This is a genomic window from Umbribacter vaginalis, from assembly GCA_001552935.1.
Taxonomy (GTDB): Bacteria; Actinomycetota; Coriobacteriia; order Coriobacteriales; family Eggerthellaceae; genus Berryella; species Berryella vaginalis.
In genome coordinates this window covers 1-16269 of sequence record KQ959711.1, presented here as the reverse complement: position 1 = coordinate 16269, position 16269 = coordinate 1, and the positions used below count along the sequence as shown (strand labels likewise).

10 protein-coding genes and 3 tRNA genes are annotated in these 16269 nt (G+C 45.0%); 1 reads left to right on the top strand and 12 read right to left on the bottom strand.

What is annotated here, in order from left to right; genetic code table 11:
* Positions 1-194: 194 nt before the first annotated feature.
* The 8 genes from ybaK to HMPREF3190_RS05990 all read right to left on the bottom strand — a co-directional run bounded on the left by ybaK (position 195) and on the right by HMPREF3190_RS05990 (position 4500).
* Positions 195-686 carry a Cys-tRNA(Pro) deacylase gene (gene ybaK / locus HMPREF3190_RS06025; protein ID WP_055348264.1) on the bottom strand — a complete coding sequence of 164 codons (492 nt, stop codon included), beginning with the start codon at positions 684-686 and terminating at the stop codon, positions 195-197.
* A 94-nt stretch (positions 687-780) separates the two neighbouring features.
* Positions 781-1398, bottom strand: a complete 618-nt coding sequence (gene rdgB / locus HMPREF3190_RS06020; RefSeq protein ID WP_055348447.1) for an RdgB/HAM1 family non-canonical purine NTP pyrophosphatase — start codon at positions 1396-1398, stop codon at positions 781-783.
* Positions 1399-1610: 212 nt separating this feature from the next.
* Positions 1611-2441 carry a patatin-like phospholipase family protein gene (locus tag HMPREF3190_RS06015; protein WP_066781365.1) on the bottom strand — a complete coding sequence of 277 codons (831 nt, stop codon included), beginning with the start codon at positions 2439-2441 and terminating at the stop codon, positions 1611-1613.
* 142 nt (positions 2442-2583) lie between these two features.
* Positions 2584-3504 (bottom strand): L-lactate dehydrogenase, encoded by a 921-nt coding sequence (locus tag HMPREF3190_RS06010; protein WP_066781402.1) that lies wholly within the window; start codon positions 3502-3504, stop codon positions 2584-2586.
* Positions 3505-3839: 335 nt separating this feature from the next.
* Positions 3840-3913, bottom strand: a tRNA-Gly gene (locus tag HMPREF3190_RS06005).
* 4 nt (positions 3914-3917) lie between these two features.
* Positions 3918-3994, bottom strand: a tRNA-Pro gene (locus tag HMPREF3190_RS06000).
* Positions 3995-4073: 79 nt separating this feature from the next.
* Positions 4074-4325: a glutathione S-transferase N-terminal domain-containing protein gene (locus HMPREF3190_RS05995; protein ID WP_066781363.1), complete on the bottom strand. Its 252-nt coding sequence runs from the start codon at positions 4323-4325 to the stop codon at positions 4074-4076.
* 99 nt (positions 4326-4424) lie between these two features.
* Positions 4425-4500 (bottom strand) — tRNA-Arg (locus HMPREF3190_RS05990).
* Between the two features lie 208 nt (positions 4501-4708).
* Here HMPREF3190_RS05990 and argS point away from each other — a divergent pair.
* Positions 4709-6505 carry an arginine--tRNA ligase gene (argS, locus tag HMPREF3190_RS05985; protein ID WP_066781361.1) on the top strand — a complete coding sequence of 599 codons (1797 nt, stop codon included), beginning with the start codon at positions 4709-4711 and terminating at the stop codon, positions 6503-6505.
* Between the two features lie 80 nt (positions 6506-6585).
* Here the strand turns inward: argS and glf are convergent, their stop codons facing one another.
* The 4 genes from glf to HMPREF3190_RS05965 form a co-directional block, all read right to left on the bottom strand.
* Positions 6586-7698: a UDP-galactopyranose mutase gene (gene glf / locus HMPREF3190_RS05980; protein ID WP_066781359.1), complete on the bottom strand. Its 1113-nt coding sequence runs from the start codon at positions 7696-7698 to the stop codon at positions 6586-6588.
* Positions 7699-7933: 235 nt separating this feature from the next.
* The gene (locus tag HMPREF3190_RS05975; RefSeq protein WP_066781357.1) at positions 7934-9784 is read right to left on the bottom strand and encodes a polysaccharide biosynthesis protein; all 1851 of its coding nucleotides are present in this window, start codon (positions 9782-9784) and stop codon (positions 7934-7936) included.
* 172 nt (positions 9785-9956) lie between these two features.
* Positions 9957-13118 carry a leucine-rich repeat domain-containing protein gene (locus HMPREF3190_RS05970; protein WP_066781355.1) on the bottom strand — a complete coding sequence of 1054 codons (3162 nt, stop codon included), beginning with the start codon at positions 13116-13118 and terminating at the stop codon, positions 9957-9959.
* 249 nt (positions 13119-13367) lie between these two features.
* Complete coding sequence (locus HMPREF3190_RS05965) at positions 13368-16010, bottom strand: BspA family leucine-rich repeat surface protein (protein ID WP_066781353.1); 2643 nt, start codon at positions 16008-16010, stop codon at positions 13368-13370.
* Positions 16011-16269: the final 259 nt, after the last annotated feature.

Below are 16269 nucleotides of genomic sequence, written 5' to 3'. Positions count from 1 at the left end.
GCATAGAACGCAACATTATAGAAGATGTAATAACTTGAAGGATGTGGCACTTTGCACGATACAGCGTTTGGTGACGTAACGTGTTATGAGTGGCGTACACTTGTTATGCAAGATGCACTAATGCGTGCACAAAGCATATAATGTGACGCGAGAATTGTAGATGTCTTTCCTTATGAAATGCATTCCATGCATAGCTATGGATGTTCAACAAGATCAACAAAGCATACATTCATAAAGCGCGCCAATTCAAGCGGACTCATTTCGAGCTGTAATCCACGCCTACCACCTGAAAAAATAATAGTATCAAAGAGTTGAGCTGTTTCATCACAAGCTGTTATGAACGGTTTTTTCATACCAACAGGAGAACAACCGCCATGTATATAGCCTGTTAAGCCTAGTAAATCTTTCGACTTCACCATTTCGATAGACTTCTCACCTACTGCTTTAGCAGCACGCTTCACATCCAAACTGCACGCTACAGGCACCATAAATACGTAATGCGCACCCGATTTGCCTTGCGTTACCAGTGTTTTAAAGACTGCATCAGGGTTTTGGTGTAAAAGAGCAGCTACTTCAACGCCTGCCAATGCGCATTCAGGATCGTAGCTATGCGTTCTAAACGCACAACCTGCCGCTTCTAGTTCGCGAACGGCGTTTGTCTTCTTTTCGCTTGTTTTATCACTCATGTTTCAGTCATCTTCTATCTTACGAGTGCGTGTAGGTGCGAGTGCGGCGGGTACGTGAGCTGGCAACGGTGCAAGTGCGGCGAGTACAGCTTCCTTACGCGTTACGTTCTCCATACACGCTCGATAACTGCTTATGGAGCGCACGAAGCGCACATCCTCGATGCGAAAGTGACGTTTTTTCCGCTTGAGAAACTTCTGCAAAGGTTTTTTCACCATGAAACGCATCGGGGAAAAACAGAGGATCGTAACCAAAACCCTCCGCCCCTTGAAGGTGTGTCCCAATAAAGCCATGAACTGAACCATGCGCCAGCCATTCGGTTCCATCAGCATCGATAAATACGAGTGTACATACAAAACGAGCGCTGCGTTTTTCATGAGGGACGCAATCAAGCGCTGCCAGAAGCTTCGCGTTGTTTTCCGCGTCAGTTGCGTGCTCGCCTGCATAACGCGCCGAATGCACACCAGGAGCATCATGTAAGGCATCAACGCACAAACCAGAGTCGTCAGCAAGTACAGCTACACCAGGCGCTTTGTCAAAAGCAGCACGCGCCTTAATCCGTGCATTGCCCTCAAACGTGGACGCACTTTCACACGGATCAGAAATGATGTCCATGTCACGCAGGCTTTTGAACTCCCATTCTGGAAACGCAAGTGCACGTGAAATTTCCTGAACTTTATGAGCGTTATTCGACGCAATCAATACTGTTTTCATAGCCATCCTTCGCTTTTATTCTGCCCACGCACGTGCGCACAGCCACACAAGCGCACACGCATGAACGCACACGCGCCCAAACACACGAACGAACACAGCCACACACGCGCACACAACGAACGCACAAGTGCGCACGCACATACATTCGCCTATCATTGCACGCACCAGCACGTGAATCACTTACGACTCACCCACACGCGCACGACAATCACTTACGACACACGGCGCAGACAATCATATGCTGCTTGCTTCCCAACTTCTACCGCATGCGCCAGCACATCAGCTCGATATTCGAGCACCGACACATCAAGAATATCAGGCGGGAAAATGCACCAGGCACTTCCCTCACGCTCAAGGTTCTTATACGCTTTGCGCGTAGCATTATATCGCCCTGCACGCGTTTGAGTACAGTGTTGCAAATCAGAAATAGTGCTTTGGCACCATTGTCCGCTTGCAGCAGTTTCATCAAGTTGAAAATTACGTGGAGATGTAAAGATAGCCAAATGCTGCGCATTGGTATGCAACTGCATTGCAATATCAAGACAAAACCCCTCGTAAACAGCACCGTCTACGTAATATTTTCCCTCTATACATACTGGTTTTGAATAACCAGGCATCGTGCAAGAAGCGCCTATCGCACGCAGACAATCGTCAAAAGAGTCGGTATTTTGAAGCCACTGTCGTTTACCGTCAACAGATGTAACGCCTGCAAATAAACGAGGAGCATCCGATGTTGCCGCTCGTGCACTAAAACGCTCAGGAAGCGATAAATCTAACAGCGCGATAAGCTCATTCAAAAATGTATAAACGTCGCTTACATCAATGCCGCGTTTAAGAAGCAAGCCAACACTACGCTCAATATATGGTAGCGCGCAGAGCATATCGTCTACGGCATCGCAATACACTAACAGCGCAGACACTGAACCCGCAGAAACACCTGCTAAATCACAAAACGTTACACCTTCTTTTCTTAAAACCGAAAGTGCGCCCAGCGTAAAAAAGCAGCGCGATCCGCCACCCTCAAACTCACCAAAAAACTCCATTAAACCTCATTTCGTAGCAAAAAAACGCATAAACACAATGCACTGTGTAGTGTGCAAAAACTAACATATGCACAAGAAAGAATACCTTATCAGGCACATCATCATTTCATGTGCACGTAAGCTAAACAAAAAACGACACGCACTATGAAACGCCAAATTCCGTTTTATGCAAAATCGTGTCAGCTGAATGCTGCAATTTGCTTAGTTCTTCATCCGTCAACGGCAGTTCACAACGTGCAACAATGCCACTACGCCCCACAATAGCTGGATACGACAAATATGTTTTGTACTCTTCGCGATAATTTGAAACCGGCATTTCTTCGCGCGCGTCAGCAAATACCGCATCGACCAGACGAACTGCCGCAGCACTGATGGCGTAATTGGTGTACTTTTTCCCAAAGAATACCGTAAAACCGCCAACACGCACAGCGTCATCAATCGCTGGCAAGCTGATGTCGCTATCAGCGCACAACTCTTCAATATGCTTGCCGAACACTTTTACCGTCGACCAGGCAACAAATTGAGAATCGCCGTGTTCGCCCAGGCTATAGCCACTAACTGCCTTCGGAGACACCTGAAACACTTCAGATACAGCGCGGTGCAAACGAGCTGAATCAAGCAAAGTGCCCGTACCGATAACGTGCTCGCGAGGCAGTTCGCTTGCCTGCTGGTACAGCGCACAAATGGCATCGCAGGGGTTTGTGATATTGATAATAATGCCCTTAAAGCCACATGCTTTAAGACGTGCACCCCACTCAAGCACAAGTGGACGATTAAACTTTAACTCGGCAAATCGATCGGGATTGGGAACGTCCAGTAACTTCACGTTCCCCAATGCGCTTACGATAATATCCACGTCACTGAGGGCATCATAATCGTTGATATAAATATTTGTGAAATGATCAAGATTATTCATCGAGTCTTTGAAATCGAGAGCATCAGCTTTCACTTTTTCTTCGTTGGTGTCATAAAGGTACAAATCATCAACTTTACCAGCTACAACAAGATGATGCGCCACGGCAGCACCAACATTGCCCATGCCCAATACGGCAACTTTTCGCATAGTATCACCTCTTTCTTTTGTATTGATACCAACATAGCACGCCGTACGCACAACAATGCGCACAATATCTGAAATTAACCAATATCTAAAATAAGCTGCGGTGAAAAAAGGTGAAATGCCAAAGCGAAGCGCCAAGCGCGTCACCAAGCAGCAGCATCAAGCCTAACAGCAACGCTGCCACAGGCGTAACTCAAATGACGCTTTTAACAGGGGGGGGGGTTTAAAAAATAAAGGATACTATTAAAGGGTGTTCGATAAACGAAAACCCCTGATAGCAAAGAGGTTCTCCTAAATTTTATACTCAGGAAAGCACTATAACCAGAAACTGAGAAAACTGGAGCGGGTGACGGGAATCGAACCCGCGTTATCAGCTTGGAAGGCTGGAGTTCTACCATTGAACTACACCCGCAGAGTGGTCGGGATGACAGGATTCGAACCTGCGACATCCTGCTCCCAAAGCAGGCGCGCTACCAAACTGCGCCACATCCCGACGCTTGCGTTCATACAAAACTTCCTTGCAAAACGTTTGTTAAGTTCAACCACAAGGTTTAAAAACGCACTTTGGTATGTTAACGTTCTTTTTCGATTTTGTCTACAAAATATTCGATAATATCTTGCGATTCATACAGCGCTTTGCCGCCGTGCACTAAGCAAGGTACCTGCGACTTGCCTCCTACCTGCACTAACTCTTCAAAAGCACTCCGATCGGTGCTAATATTTTTCATCACAAGAGAAACGCTATTGCGGCGACAAAACTCAAGAACACGCTCGCAGTAAGGACAATGAGGTTTAAAGTAAAGAATATGGTGTTCAAAAATCATAATGCCCTCTCCTTAACACAGCAACTTCTAGCACGTTACGCAATACAACACATGTCGCCGCAAAACACTGAGGTTCATAATGCATGTAATAATGAAACATGGCGCGCCCAGTAGGAATCGAACCTACAACCGACAGATTAGAAGTCTGTTGCTCTATCCGTTGAGCCATGGGCGCACATTACATCATTTTTTGCGCATGCATGCATACTGCAAAGCGGCTCTATTATAGCGTAAACGTAGGTACATCTTACGCACAATGCGCTCCTGCTTCTAAAAATTATGGAATAGGCGCGTTTTTCAATAACTGCCTGCGCTTTTAACCGTTCACCTGATATACTTTTTTCTACACGTTACCTATGTGGTGTTAAAAGGAGTTAATACGCATGTCAATTCGTGAAAATCTCGAAACTCTCTTCACTCAGGCACTTGATGCCGCATGCAAAGATGAATCGTTGCAGCTTTCAACCATACCGCCCTGCGCGCTTGAGCGTCCGCGCGATGAAGCTAACGGCGATTGGGCATCAACGGTCGCTCTGCGTTGCAGCAAAGAGGCACACAAAAATCCACGAGATATAGCGCAGATTATCCTTGATCACCTGCCAGCAAACTCATACATTGAAAGCACGTGCATTGCAGGACCTGGCTTTATCAACATCAAGCTTTCGCCTTCATGCTTACACGACGTAATACAAACGGTGCGCACGCAGCAATTTTCTTACGGAAAACATGCTATTCGTACGTCAGAGCCGCGCATCAACTTGGAATTTGTGTCTGCAAATCCAACAGGCCCACTTCATGTGGGTCATGGTCGTTGGGCGGTACTCGGCGATGCCATCGCACGCGTTATGACACACGCAGGATACCAGGTGTATCGCGAATTCTACATTAACGACCAAGGCGTTCAGATGGACGTATTCGGCAACTCAGTAGTGCTGCGCTATCTGGAACTACTTGGTGAAGCAATCGAAATACCGGAAGCGTTTTATGGTGGCGCGTATGTCATCGACATCGCAAAAGGTATTATTGCAAGCGATGGCGACACGTGGCTTCACGCCGATCCGCAAACGCGCTTGGTCGCATTTCGTGAACGCGCATACCATGAGATGCTTGCTGCAAATAAGGAAACACTTGAGAACTTTCACACGAATTTCGACTGTTGGTTTAGTGAGCGCAGTTTATACATCCCCGACGAGCAGGGCAAAAACTCAATCGATTACGCGCTTGAAGCCATGCGCAGCAAAGGCTACATCTATGAAAAAGATGGCGCTACATGGTTTCGCTCAACAGCATTCGACGACACGAAAGATCGCGTGCTTATAAAAGAAAACGCCGAATACACCTATTTCATGAGCGATATGGCGTATCATCACAATAAACTCGAACGTGGATTTGGCCACCTTATTGACTTATGGGGAGCCGATCATCACGGGTACATAAAACGCTGCGAGGCAATGCTTGCGGCGTGGGGTTGTCCAGGTGCGCTTGAAGTGGTACTTGGCCAGCTTGTGAACCTGTTTCGTGACGGTGAGACCGTGCGTATGTCGAAGCGCACCGGCGAGATGATCACGTTTCAGGAACTGATTGATGAAGTAGGTGTTGACGCGACACGCTATACCATGCTCTCGCGCTCAAGCGATCAGCCTATTGATTTCGATATTGAAGTTGTAAAAAAGCAAGACGCAAGCAACCCCGTGTACTACGTGCAATATGCCCACGCGCGCATTTGCGCTGTTTTGCGCAAAGCGGCTGGTCAGGATGTGTTTATTTCACGGGAACGCAGTGCCGCTGCGGGCGCGGACGGTGCGGATACGCAGCCACAAACAACGCAAACAGCAGAGACCACCTTGGAGCATGCAAGCGCACAAAACCTTGCTGCAAACCTCATTGGCAACGCGTGCGATTTAAGCTCACTTACGTGCGAAAGCGAACTTGCGCTCATGCGTAAGATGGCCGATTTCCCTGAACTGATCAGCATTATTGCTCGCGATAGAGCGCCGTTTAAACTTACTCACTATGCGCAAGATTTAGCAGCGCTCTTCCACCAATTTTATACGGAATGTCGCATTATTGACGCTCCCGAACCAACGCGCACGGCACGTTTAGCGCTTTGCGACTCTGTGCGCATCGTCCTTGCACTTACCTTGTCACTGATGGGCGTCAGCGCACCTGAAAAAATGTAAAGCAAAATAGAAAAAGCGCACAGCTTGCTGTGCGCTCACAATTCAACACAAAACTAGGGCTGCACGCAACATGCGCCTATTTACAGCACAACACCCAACTCGCGTTTAACAAGCTCAAATGTAGCAGCAATAGCTTTGTCCATATCGTAATACTTATACGCACCCAAGCGCCCTGCAAACACAACTGAACCTTCTTGCGCTGCACGCTGTTCGTAGCGCTTATACAGCGCGGTGTTACGTTCATCGTTAATCGGATAATACGGCTCGTCACCAGGCTGCCAGTTCGCCGGATGCTCACGCGTAATAACCGTTTTCTCTTGCGTGCCAAACTCGAAATGCTTGTGCTCGATAATACGCGTATACGGCACGTCACGCTCGGTGTAATTCACAACCGCAACGCCTTGATGGTTGCGCTCGTCAAGAATTTCATCCTCAAAACGAAGCGAACGATATTCAAGTTGTCCCATGTCATAGTGGTAAAACTCGTCAATTGGACCGCAATAAATTACGCGCGCAAACTCATCGCTTGTCTCGCGCAGCAACGCTTCGTAACTCACGTTCAAACGCACGGGAACGTCTTTAAGCATCGCACGTACAAATGCAGTATAGCCACCTTTAGGAATTCCCTGATACGGGTCGTTAAAGTAATTGTTGTCGTACGTAAAGCGGCACGGCAAGCGCTTGATAATAGACGCCGGTAAGTCGGTGCACGAGCGCCCCCACTGCTTTTCGGTATAGCCTTTCACGAGCTTCTCAAAAATGTCGCGGCCTACAAGCGATAATGCCTGTTCTTCCAAATTCTTGGGCTCGGTAATGCCCTCACGCTGAATTTGCTCTGCAATCTTCGCCTGAGCTTCAGCAGGAGTTACGACGCCCCACATCTTTGCAAAGGTGTTCATGTTGAACGGCATGTTGTATATTTCGCCTTTGTAATACGCTATTGGGCTGTTGATATAATTATTGAACTCAGCAAATTTTTGCACGTAATTCCACACGTTTTTAAGCGACGTATGAAAAATATGCGCACCGTATCGATGCACATTCACGCCTTCTATCTCTTGCGTGTAGATATTACCCGCAATATGAGCGCGCTTGTCAATAACCAAGCATTTCTTCCCTGCCGCCTGCGCTTCATGCGCAAACACAGCTCCGCTTAATCCTGCTCCAACAATAAGATAATCGTAGCGTGTCATAAACTTCCTTTCAAACGTGGAGACGTACTTAAAGTGCAAAACCGCAAAACCGATAAAGCTACAGAAGACGCATATAACCAAAACAAGCATTCAGCGAAAATGTAATGCGAACTTCCAGCAAACGCACCGCAAATGCGCTGCTCCATCGCGCATTCGCAACCGTACAACACGCAAGCTCCGTTAAATGCCCAAACGCGCAAAACGCATCAAGTGCGCCCTCGTAGCGCCAAAAAACCTACTCGTGGCTATTCGCCGTGTACGTGTACGTGGGAACAGCCGCCTGCAACACGCGAAGTGCCTGCTTATCACTTTGCGTCAACACGTGACGCAACTGCTCAAGCTTATGTTCCACTTCTTCATAACCAACATCTTTGCCGGTTGAGATCATGATACCTTTTAACTTCGTCGGGAGCGTATTCTCTTCGTTCATAAGCAGCTCTTCGTACATTTTTTCACCGGGGCGCAAACCGCTAAATTCAATACGAATATCCTGATCAACCTTATATCCGGAAAGCGTAATAAGGCTTTTCGCTAAATCGAGAATTTTCACAGGCTCGCCCATATCGAGAATGAATATCTCGCCGCCATGCGCCATACCACCTGCTTGAATAACCAACCGCGCCGCTTCAGAGATAGTCATAAAGAAGCGTTCGATATTGGGGTCGGTAACGGTAACAGGGCCACCATCAGCAATTTGTTTCTTGAAGATAGGAATAACACTTCCGTTGCTGCCAAGCACGTTGCCAAAGCGCACCGCCGCAAACACCGTTTGCGAGCTTTGCGCAAAGTGCTGGATGATCATCTCGCCCATGCGCTTGGTGGCACCCATAACTGAACTGGGGTTTACCGCCTTATCGGTCGAGATAAAAATGAACCTGTTGACGCCAAATTCATCAGAGAGCTTCACCGTATTCAGCGTTCCAAACACATTATTCAAAATTGCTTCGCGCGGACAAATTTCCATCAAGGGAACATGCTTATGCGCTGCTGCATGAAATACCGCTGATGGATGATACTTTTCAAACACTTCGCGCAACCGTGCTTCATTGCAGATATTGCCAATTTCAATATCAATTTCCGTATCGCTAAAATGGCTCAGCAGCTCCTTTTTCAGCAGGTAGGCATCGTTTTCGTACATGTCGAAAATAACAATGCGCTCAGGCACAACATGACACATCTGGCGGCACAGCTCCGAGCCAATCGAGCCACCGCCACCCGTCACAAGCACGGTTTTCCCCGAGATATACCCGCACACAAGCTGCGTATTCAGCACAATTTCCTCGCGCCCAAGCAAATCAGCAACATCTACTTCGCGCAGACGCACATCCTCAATTTCATCAACGTTAAGTTCGCGCACATTAGGAAGGGTACGTAATTTACAATTCGTTTGTGTACAGCGCTCATATATACGTTTTCGCTGATCAATTGAAGCAGATGGAATGGCTACAACAATTTGCTCAATACTATAGCGCTCGCACAGTTCAGGAATATCATCGCTCGTGCCTACAACGCGCACGCCATGTATACGCAACGTTTGCTTATCGGGATTATCGTCCACTGCAATAAGAGGATTACCAGGCATCAGAGGATCTTTTGACATCATGCGCTGAATGGCAAGTGACCCCGTTTCACCTGCTCCAACCACAAGCGTACGCGGACGATGTTCCGCATGAGACACAAGCTCAAACTCACGGCGCTTACTTCGTATAATACGAAACAGCACGCGCGCGCCTCCCGACAGAAAAATCATAATAAACAGTGATACAAAATACACACGAATAGGCAGCCAATGCCCTACCAGCCATAAAAACACCGCTGTTACCAAGGTGCCCAAGCAACACGCAACAGTAATGCGCAAAGCGTCATCAATTGACGCGTATTCCCATAAGTTGTTGTACAGGCGAAACCCTAAAAATAGCAACAAATTGATAACTACTGCTGTTCCAATAAGAAAATAAATTTCATGAGTATCAAACAGCTCGAGCACCAAGCCTGTTAATACCGACGCAAAATAATACGCTGCAAACGTAGAAGCAATATCCCAAAAAATAAGAAATGCTGTTCGGCGCGTAAATCGAATATCCATAAGCCGTGACGCCTTAACTCCCTGTGTTTTTTCAAGCCTCTAAATCTAGTTAGAAAACCTAGTTAGATTAGCAAACAAACTACCACTATGCAAGATATACATACTGATAGTTTGCTAGAAATCAATGTCTATTGTACTCTTTTATGCGCGGCGATGCACGAAAACGCGGCGCTTATTTCTTGCTTGAGCGCTGTTTATCGCGATGAAGTGCAGCACGCCTGCCAACAAGCGCTATCGCTGCAACCACAATCACAACACCCACAACAATGTAAGGCCATCCGTGGGAAAACGCTTGAAGTGCGCTCTCTGCACCGTTCTTGTGAGAAGCTTGCGCGCCCTTTGAAGCGTCTGCTTTGTTGGTGCTGGTGCCGTGTGCAGATGATGCGCCATTCAAGGCATGTGCGGCGTTTTGCGCGGTGGTAGCGTCTTGCGTGGCGTTTGCGGCGTTTGCGTCACGTGCGGCGGCATTATCCAAGCTGCCAGACGTGCCATCAGGTACGCCAGCAGACATTTGTGCGGACGCACCGCGTGCACCTGCACTGCCCGCGCCATGAGTGTAACGAGCAAAGCGATGAGCAGGAGCACGTACCAAGACTGCACCCGACGTTTGTTCTGATGAGAACGTTTCGTTGGAAGCGGTATCGTCTTCGTTGGAGCCGGCATTGGAGCCTTCGTTGTCGGTGCCGTTATCGGTGCCATCATTGTTGCCGCTATTGTTGCCGCCTGGAGTATTGCTGCCGTTATCTCCTGTGTTGTCGGACGAAGAGCTGTTACTTGTATCAGACGTGGTAGCGTTTTCCGATCCTGTATGATCGTTACCGCTGGTATCGCCACCTGTTCCTGTGCCTGTCCCAGATCCCGTATCGCCACCTGTTCCAGTTCCAGTTCCCGTGCCTGTGCCCGTTCCAGAGCCTGTCCCTGTCCCTGTGCCAGAACCCGATGAATGAGCTTCAACTTTCACTTCAACCTTACCGGTATACGTTGATTGATCAGCAAACGTCATCGTAAATGGCACAGAAATGGTTTTGCCTACCTCACGTGTAGACACTTCGCGGTCCTTAAAATTGCCCCAATCAAATTCAGGGGCAGCACATACATATTCTTCGAAATCACCGTTTTTATTCATCTTGGCATACACTTTCGCAATGCCATATGGAACCGGAGAGTATATCTCATCGTCAATCTCATCGCTAGTCGGAATATACTTTCTATATGGTGTTGTATCGGTAACTGCGCTTTTGAGCGCATCAAGCTTCAACAGCTCACCTGCTTTAAGTTTAAGCATCGCAACACGAGGATTCCACGTTTCAGCCATCGTTTTAACATATACTGGCACCGGAAGATATATCTCTTGCATAGTAGTAAATTTATTACTATGATCATCTTTTTTCTGATAACTAATAGTCACCCACTTCTCGGTAAATCCAGAAGCAAAAGTATCAATAGCGCTGTCTTGCGGACGAATATGCACATCAATACGTCCGTCTTTTGGAAACGAATCTTCTCCTTTAATAGACACTCTGCTAACAAAGGCATTATCACCAGGATAATCGCTTCCATAATTAAGCTTAAGCGAATCTAATGTATTAAGATATGGTCGGTAACGATACAGCGTTAGCGTGCCATCGAAAGAAAAATTCCACGTATGTGGCCTAATCCCCAGCAGGTGCCACCAAGAAGGCTTAAATTCTCCCGACGGAAGATTAAGCGCTTCAAATGTAATATTTTCTTCACCCATATAAGGATTCGCATCAACTCGCGTTGGATGTGTATCGCCAAGAGAAAACTGTATCGTATGGTCAGCTGCTTTAATTCCCCATGCTGAAAGTTCAGGCTTAGCAGGATCAATATCAAAATCTAGTTTCTGATTTTGAAAATCGAAATGATACTCAGGATGCTCGTCGGTAAATTTTTCAGTGACCGCACGTGAAATAGCAGACACATCTGCAATACTGTTACCAGAAGCAGATATCGTAGTAAGCCCCCCAGGCTTACAAAAAGGCGCTAAACACGACACATCCTTTATTTTGTTATCTTCTATAGCAAGACTGTGTAATGTCGAAAGATTTTTTAACGCTTCTACATCATTCAGTTTATTAAAACTGAAATTTAATGCACGCAAGGCAGTAAGATTTTTTAACGCTTCTATAGAACGTATCTGATTAGAAGCCGCGTTTAAGTTCTGTAGTTGTTGTAAATGTGCTAAAGGAGTGATGTCGCTTATAGTATTCTCTGAAATATTTAAATCTTGTAACTGCGATTGATTTGTCCATGTTGGAAGTTTAGAGATGTCGTTATGAGATACATCAATTGTTTTAAGCTGCGATAACTTTGTTAAAGGCGCAATATCTTTTACTGTATTATACTTAACATTCAGTGTTTTCAAATTGCTAAGTGTTGCAAGGGGCGCTATATCAGTAAGCGCGCCATAACTTAAATCAAGATCTTCAAGCTTCGTAAGCGATTGAACGCCATCAAGATTCGTAAGATACATATTGTGCAAATTCAACTTCTTCAGCTTTGTTAAATGCGCTATGCTGCGCATAAGTGTTGAACCACACTGTGAGTCTTCGCGTTGATCGGTATAAAACGAAAGCTCTTCAAGCGAATCGGGTAAATTTTTCATAAACTCATCAGGTTTATCAACTTTATACTTATGAAAGTCAAACGATTTCAGATGAGTAAAATACTTTAAATCAGATGTATCGCCAAGCTCTGCACCATCATGATAGCGTGTCATAATTGGTAGAACTTCATAAGGCACTACAAGACGCTCTACTTTTTTAGCGTCAGCAACGCTAAACTTCCAATTATCAGGAACACGAGCTTTTCGATCATAATTTCTATCTTTTTGATATGCAAGCCATTCCTGACTTAAAAATATAAGCTGCTTTAAAACAGGACTATCTTCAGCAACATACTTTTTGTCATCGCCTGGCTGAATGTCGATTGGTACAGCGTGCGGCTTGTACGCACCCGTTTGATTGTGATCACGCACCGATGCGCTCGTTTGATTGTTTTTCCCTGATACATCATACGTGTTGGTAGACGCATCAACAGCAGACGGTACCGTTTCTTCATTTGATGCTAAAGACGCAGTATGGGCACTTAATGCAAATGCAGGTTCTCCTCCAATCAGAGACGCCGATGCTAAACCCACTGCTAGTGCGGTAGTAACCAGTGTTACACTTACGACACTGTTTGAACAACGACTTGCATGCATTGATACAGCATGCGTATTTTTTGGCTGTTCATCGTCTGTAGCTATCACAAGTGACGATGCCGACCTATTATTATGCACCGTTGGTGTATCTGATGGTTCATATCCTGTCATGCTTTACGTCCTTTAAGTCACTAAAACAATCAGTGCTATTATCACAATGTTCAAACATAGCAGGAACTATTATAAAAATAAACACATACTTGCATAATAAGATAAAAAGGATAGAAATAATGAATGCGCACTAACGAAAAACCGGTACGTATACTTAAACGTCCATATTGCGCAATACAAAACACAACAAGATAAACGGAGTAACAATGCACCGCTCAGAAGAATTCGCACGTGTAAGAATAGCGCTAACTAACGCTTGTTTGAACGTTGCGTACTACGCCGCTTTGCAAGCACGCCCGCACTTATACTTGTTGCTAACAGTGCACCTGATAAATACAGCGATAAATCACCAGTAGCAGGCAGTTTATGTTCTGAAGTGGCCACATTCTTGCTCTGTTTATCTGAATGAGGAAATTCTAAAAGCGACGGTGCCGTATGTGTTCTAGGAGATGCAAGCGAAGAAGATGCGTCATCAGTCGAGGCTGAAGTATAATCATCAGGCGCAGCGTTTGGTGCATAAGGTGTAGCAGCTAAAAGCTTCGTCCACGGTTTTTCAACATGAATAGTGGGATTATACAAACTGCCTGTTTCACTATTCACACGATATATTTTTACCGTTAGTTCATTTCCGTTCTTGATAACTTCCTTATTACCAACATGCACCAAACCATTGCGAACAGCACGCGTCATAACAGTTGTTGTCGTAGTTTTACCGTTATTAATAGTAGTCGTGACAGTATTTTGTCCATCAACTGCTTGCTCAATAACGCGCTGTTGGCGATACGCAAGCGTGTCATCTGCTACGTAAACTGTCTTTGTAGGAATAACAACACTGCTTGTGCGTGTGATTTTTACATCAAGGAGCTGATCAGAGGATATCTTCTTCGATGCAAAATTATCCTTTTTTATCGTAGCATTTCCTGCATCATCAACGGAAATATCCTGCGCTGTAAAATCTTTATTTTTGCTTACACTAACCAATAAAGCTTTAACCTTAGCTTTTTCTGTATCAGTGAGCGGACCATCATGAGTGATAGAAATTTTTGCATCACGTGCAATATCGTTTAAGACAAACTCTTGTTGTGCTACATACTGTTGAAAAAGCGACATAGGGGATGTGGTAAGCGCTGCGTGCGGACTTACAACACCTGTCAGCGGATACTGTGCTTTAAGCGCGTTCACTTCATCTTCAACGGCTTTATCAACAACAGGCTTGATAACTTTCATAGCATATGCTTCACGTTCTGCAAGTGACAAACCTGCAGTACCAATAACAGCGCTCGTGTCATATACGGCAGGAAGATATATGGTTCGCGTAATAAGCTGTTCTGGATTACCAAACTTAAAAGTGATAGTTACAGGTAGTGAAAATTGCTCATTTTTAAATGTATCAAGCAAGCTGTGTGTATTCGTTAACAGCAGATAGGTTGGCTTGCCTGGTGCAAACATAGTGTCATGCGATATGGTTTTGAGAGCATCTCCTGACCAATTATTTGCAATAAGAATGCCTTTATACGCTTTAAATGAAGCAATGCCTTGAACATCATTAAAAACTTTGTTACTCAAATCAAGGATAGTAGAATTTTGATCAGAAGGTACACCATCAAAAGCACCCGATAAATTAGTAACTTTCGAGGTATCCCAGTGCGAAATAATTGAGCCGATGTTCTCGAGTGATGTACAACCGCCAAACGTAGCCGTCATATCTTCTAAGTTTGATGTTTTCCAATGGGTAAGGGCTGACCCATCTTTAAGTGAGTGACAATTAAAAAACATTCCAATGAATTCTTTTGCTTTCGATACATTCCAATTGCGTAATGCCGATATATCGGTAAGCTGTGCATTGTCAGCAAATAAACCGCGTGTCGTCTGAACCGAGCTCGTATCCCACTTCTCTAAGCCTTTTAAGCTTTTCAAGCTTTCACAACCACCAAAAGCAGCGTTAATCGAAGTAACGTTACGGGTATTCCAGTTCGTAAGCCCCTCTAAACTGGTAAGATGCTTACAAGAACTAAGAAGACCATTAGCACATACTAAACTATCTGTTTTCCAATTAGAAACAGCGTCAGTAGAAGTAATATTTGTTCCTGAGAAGAGCGACGTCATATCACGTACACGAGACACATTCCACGCTTTTATGCCAGATAAATCGCTAAGGTTTGTGCAGTCGCGGAATAATTCACCGAAATTTTCAACATGAGATACATCCCACTGAGCAAGCGTTGAGACATCAGTAATATTTACACAGCGTTTAAAAAGTCGATACATATTAGTGACATTACTTACATCCATCTCGCCAAGATTGCCAAGTGACTCTATATGCAAAAAGCGATTGTCTGCACCCTCTGGAGCAACATCTGAGCCCGATAAGTTAAACAGTCCAGCTATCGACTTATAAGCAAAAATCTTACCATCAAGACGTATTTTCTTAATATCGAGATAATTATTCGATAGAACAGATTTTATTTTTTCAAAATCAAGCTGTTTATCTTGTAACAGTGGATTATTATCATTAAAACCTGATATAACACCCTCTAAGGCACCATTTTTTGGACGAATGACAACAGTATCTCCCTCTAGCACTGCTTCGCAACCAGCCATAGCATTTACGTCACTATCTGTTAAAACACGAGATTGATTGCGAACAACATTGTGCAGCGAAGGAGTACTTGAAGAAAGCGCGTGCGCTTGTGGAGCAATAAAAGAAGAGCAAATCAGCGATAAGCTTACACACGATACAACAGCCGCTAAACGCATACTTCCCCCAACAGCAGAAAAGAGACGAAAGCGACGTAAAGAATCATCCTGTCGTGCGTTCGTACAAAACACTTCATCATGATGATACATACAATGTTTATTATCAGCTAAGCATTTATTTACATTATGTAACATCGTATCATCCTTATCCACAAAAACACTTACATAACTATAAAATTGTAAACAATGGAATTGAATGCTACACCATAAGCGTTAAAGAACACTTAAGAATGGCTTCAACGATGTCTTTCTACATCATAACTATAGAACTATCAGGCATAATGCTGATATTATCGGTAATAATAGCGCATGGTAACATGCCTTCAAAATGTATGTACAAGCACACATACATACGTACTACAGGTAAAGAGAAGTTATTCAAGCACAAAAAAAG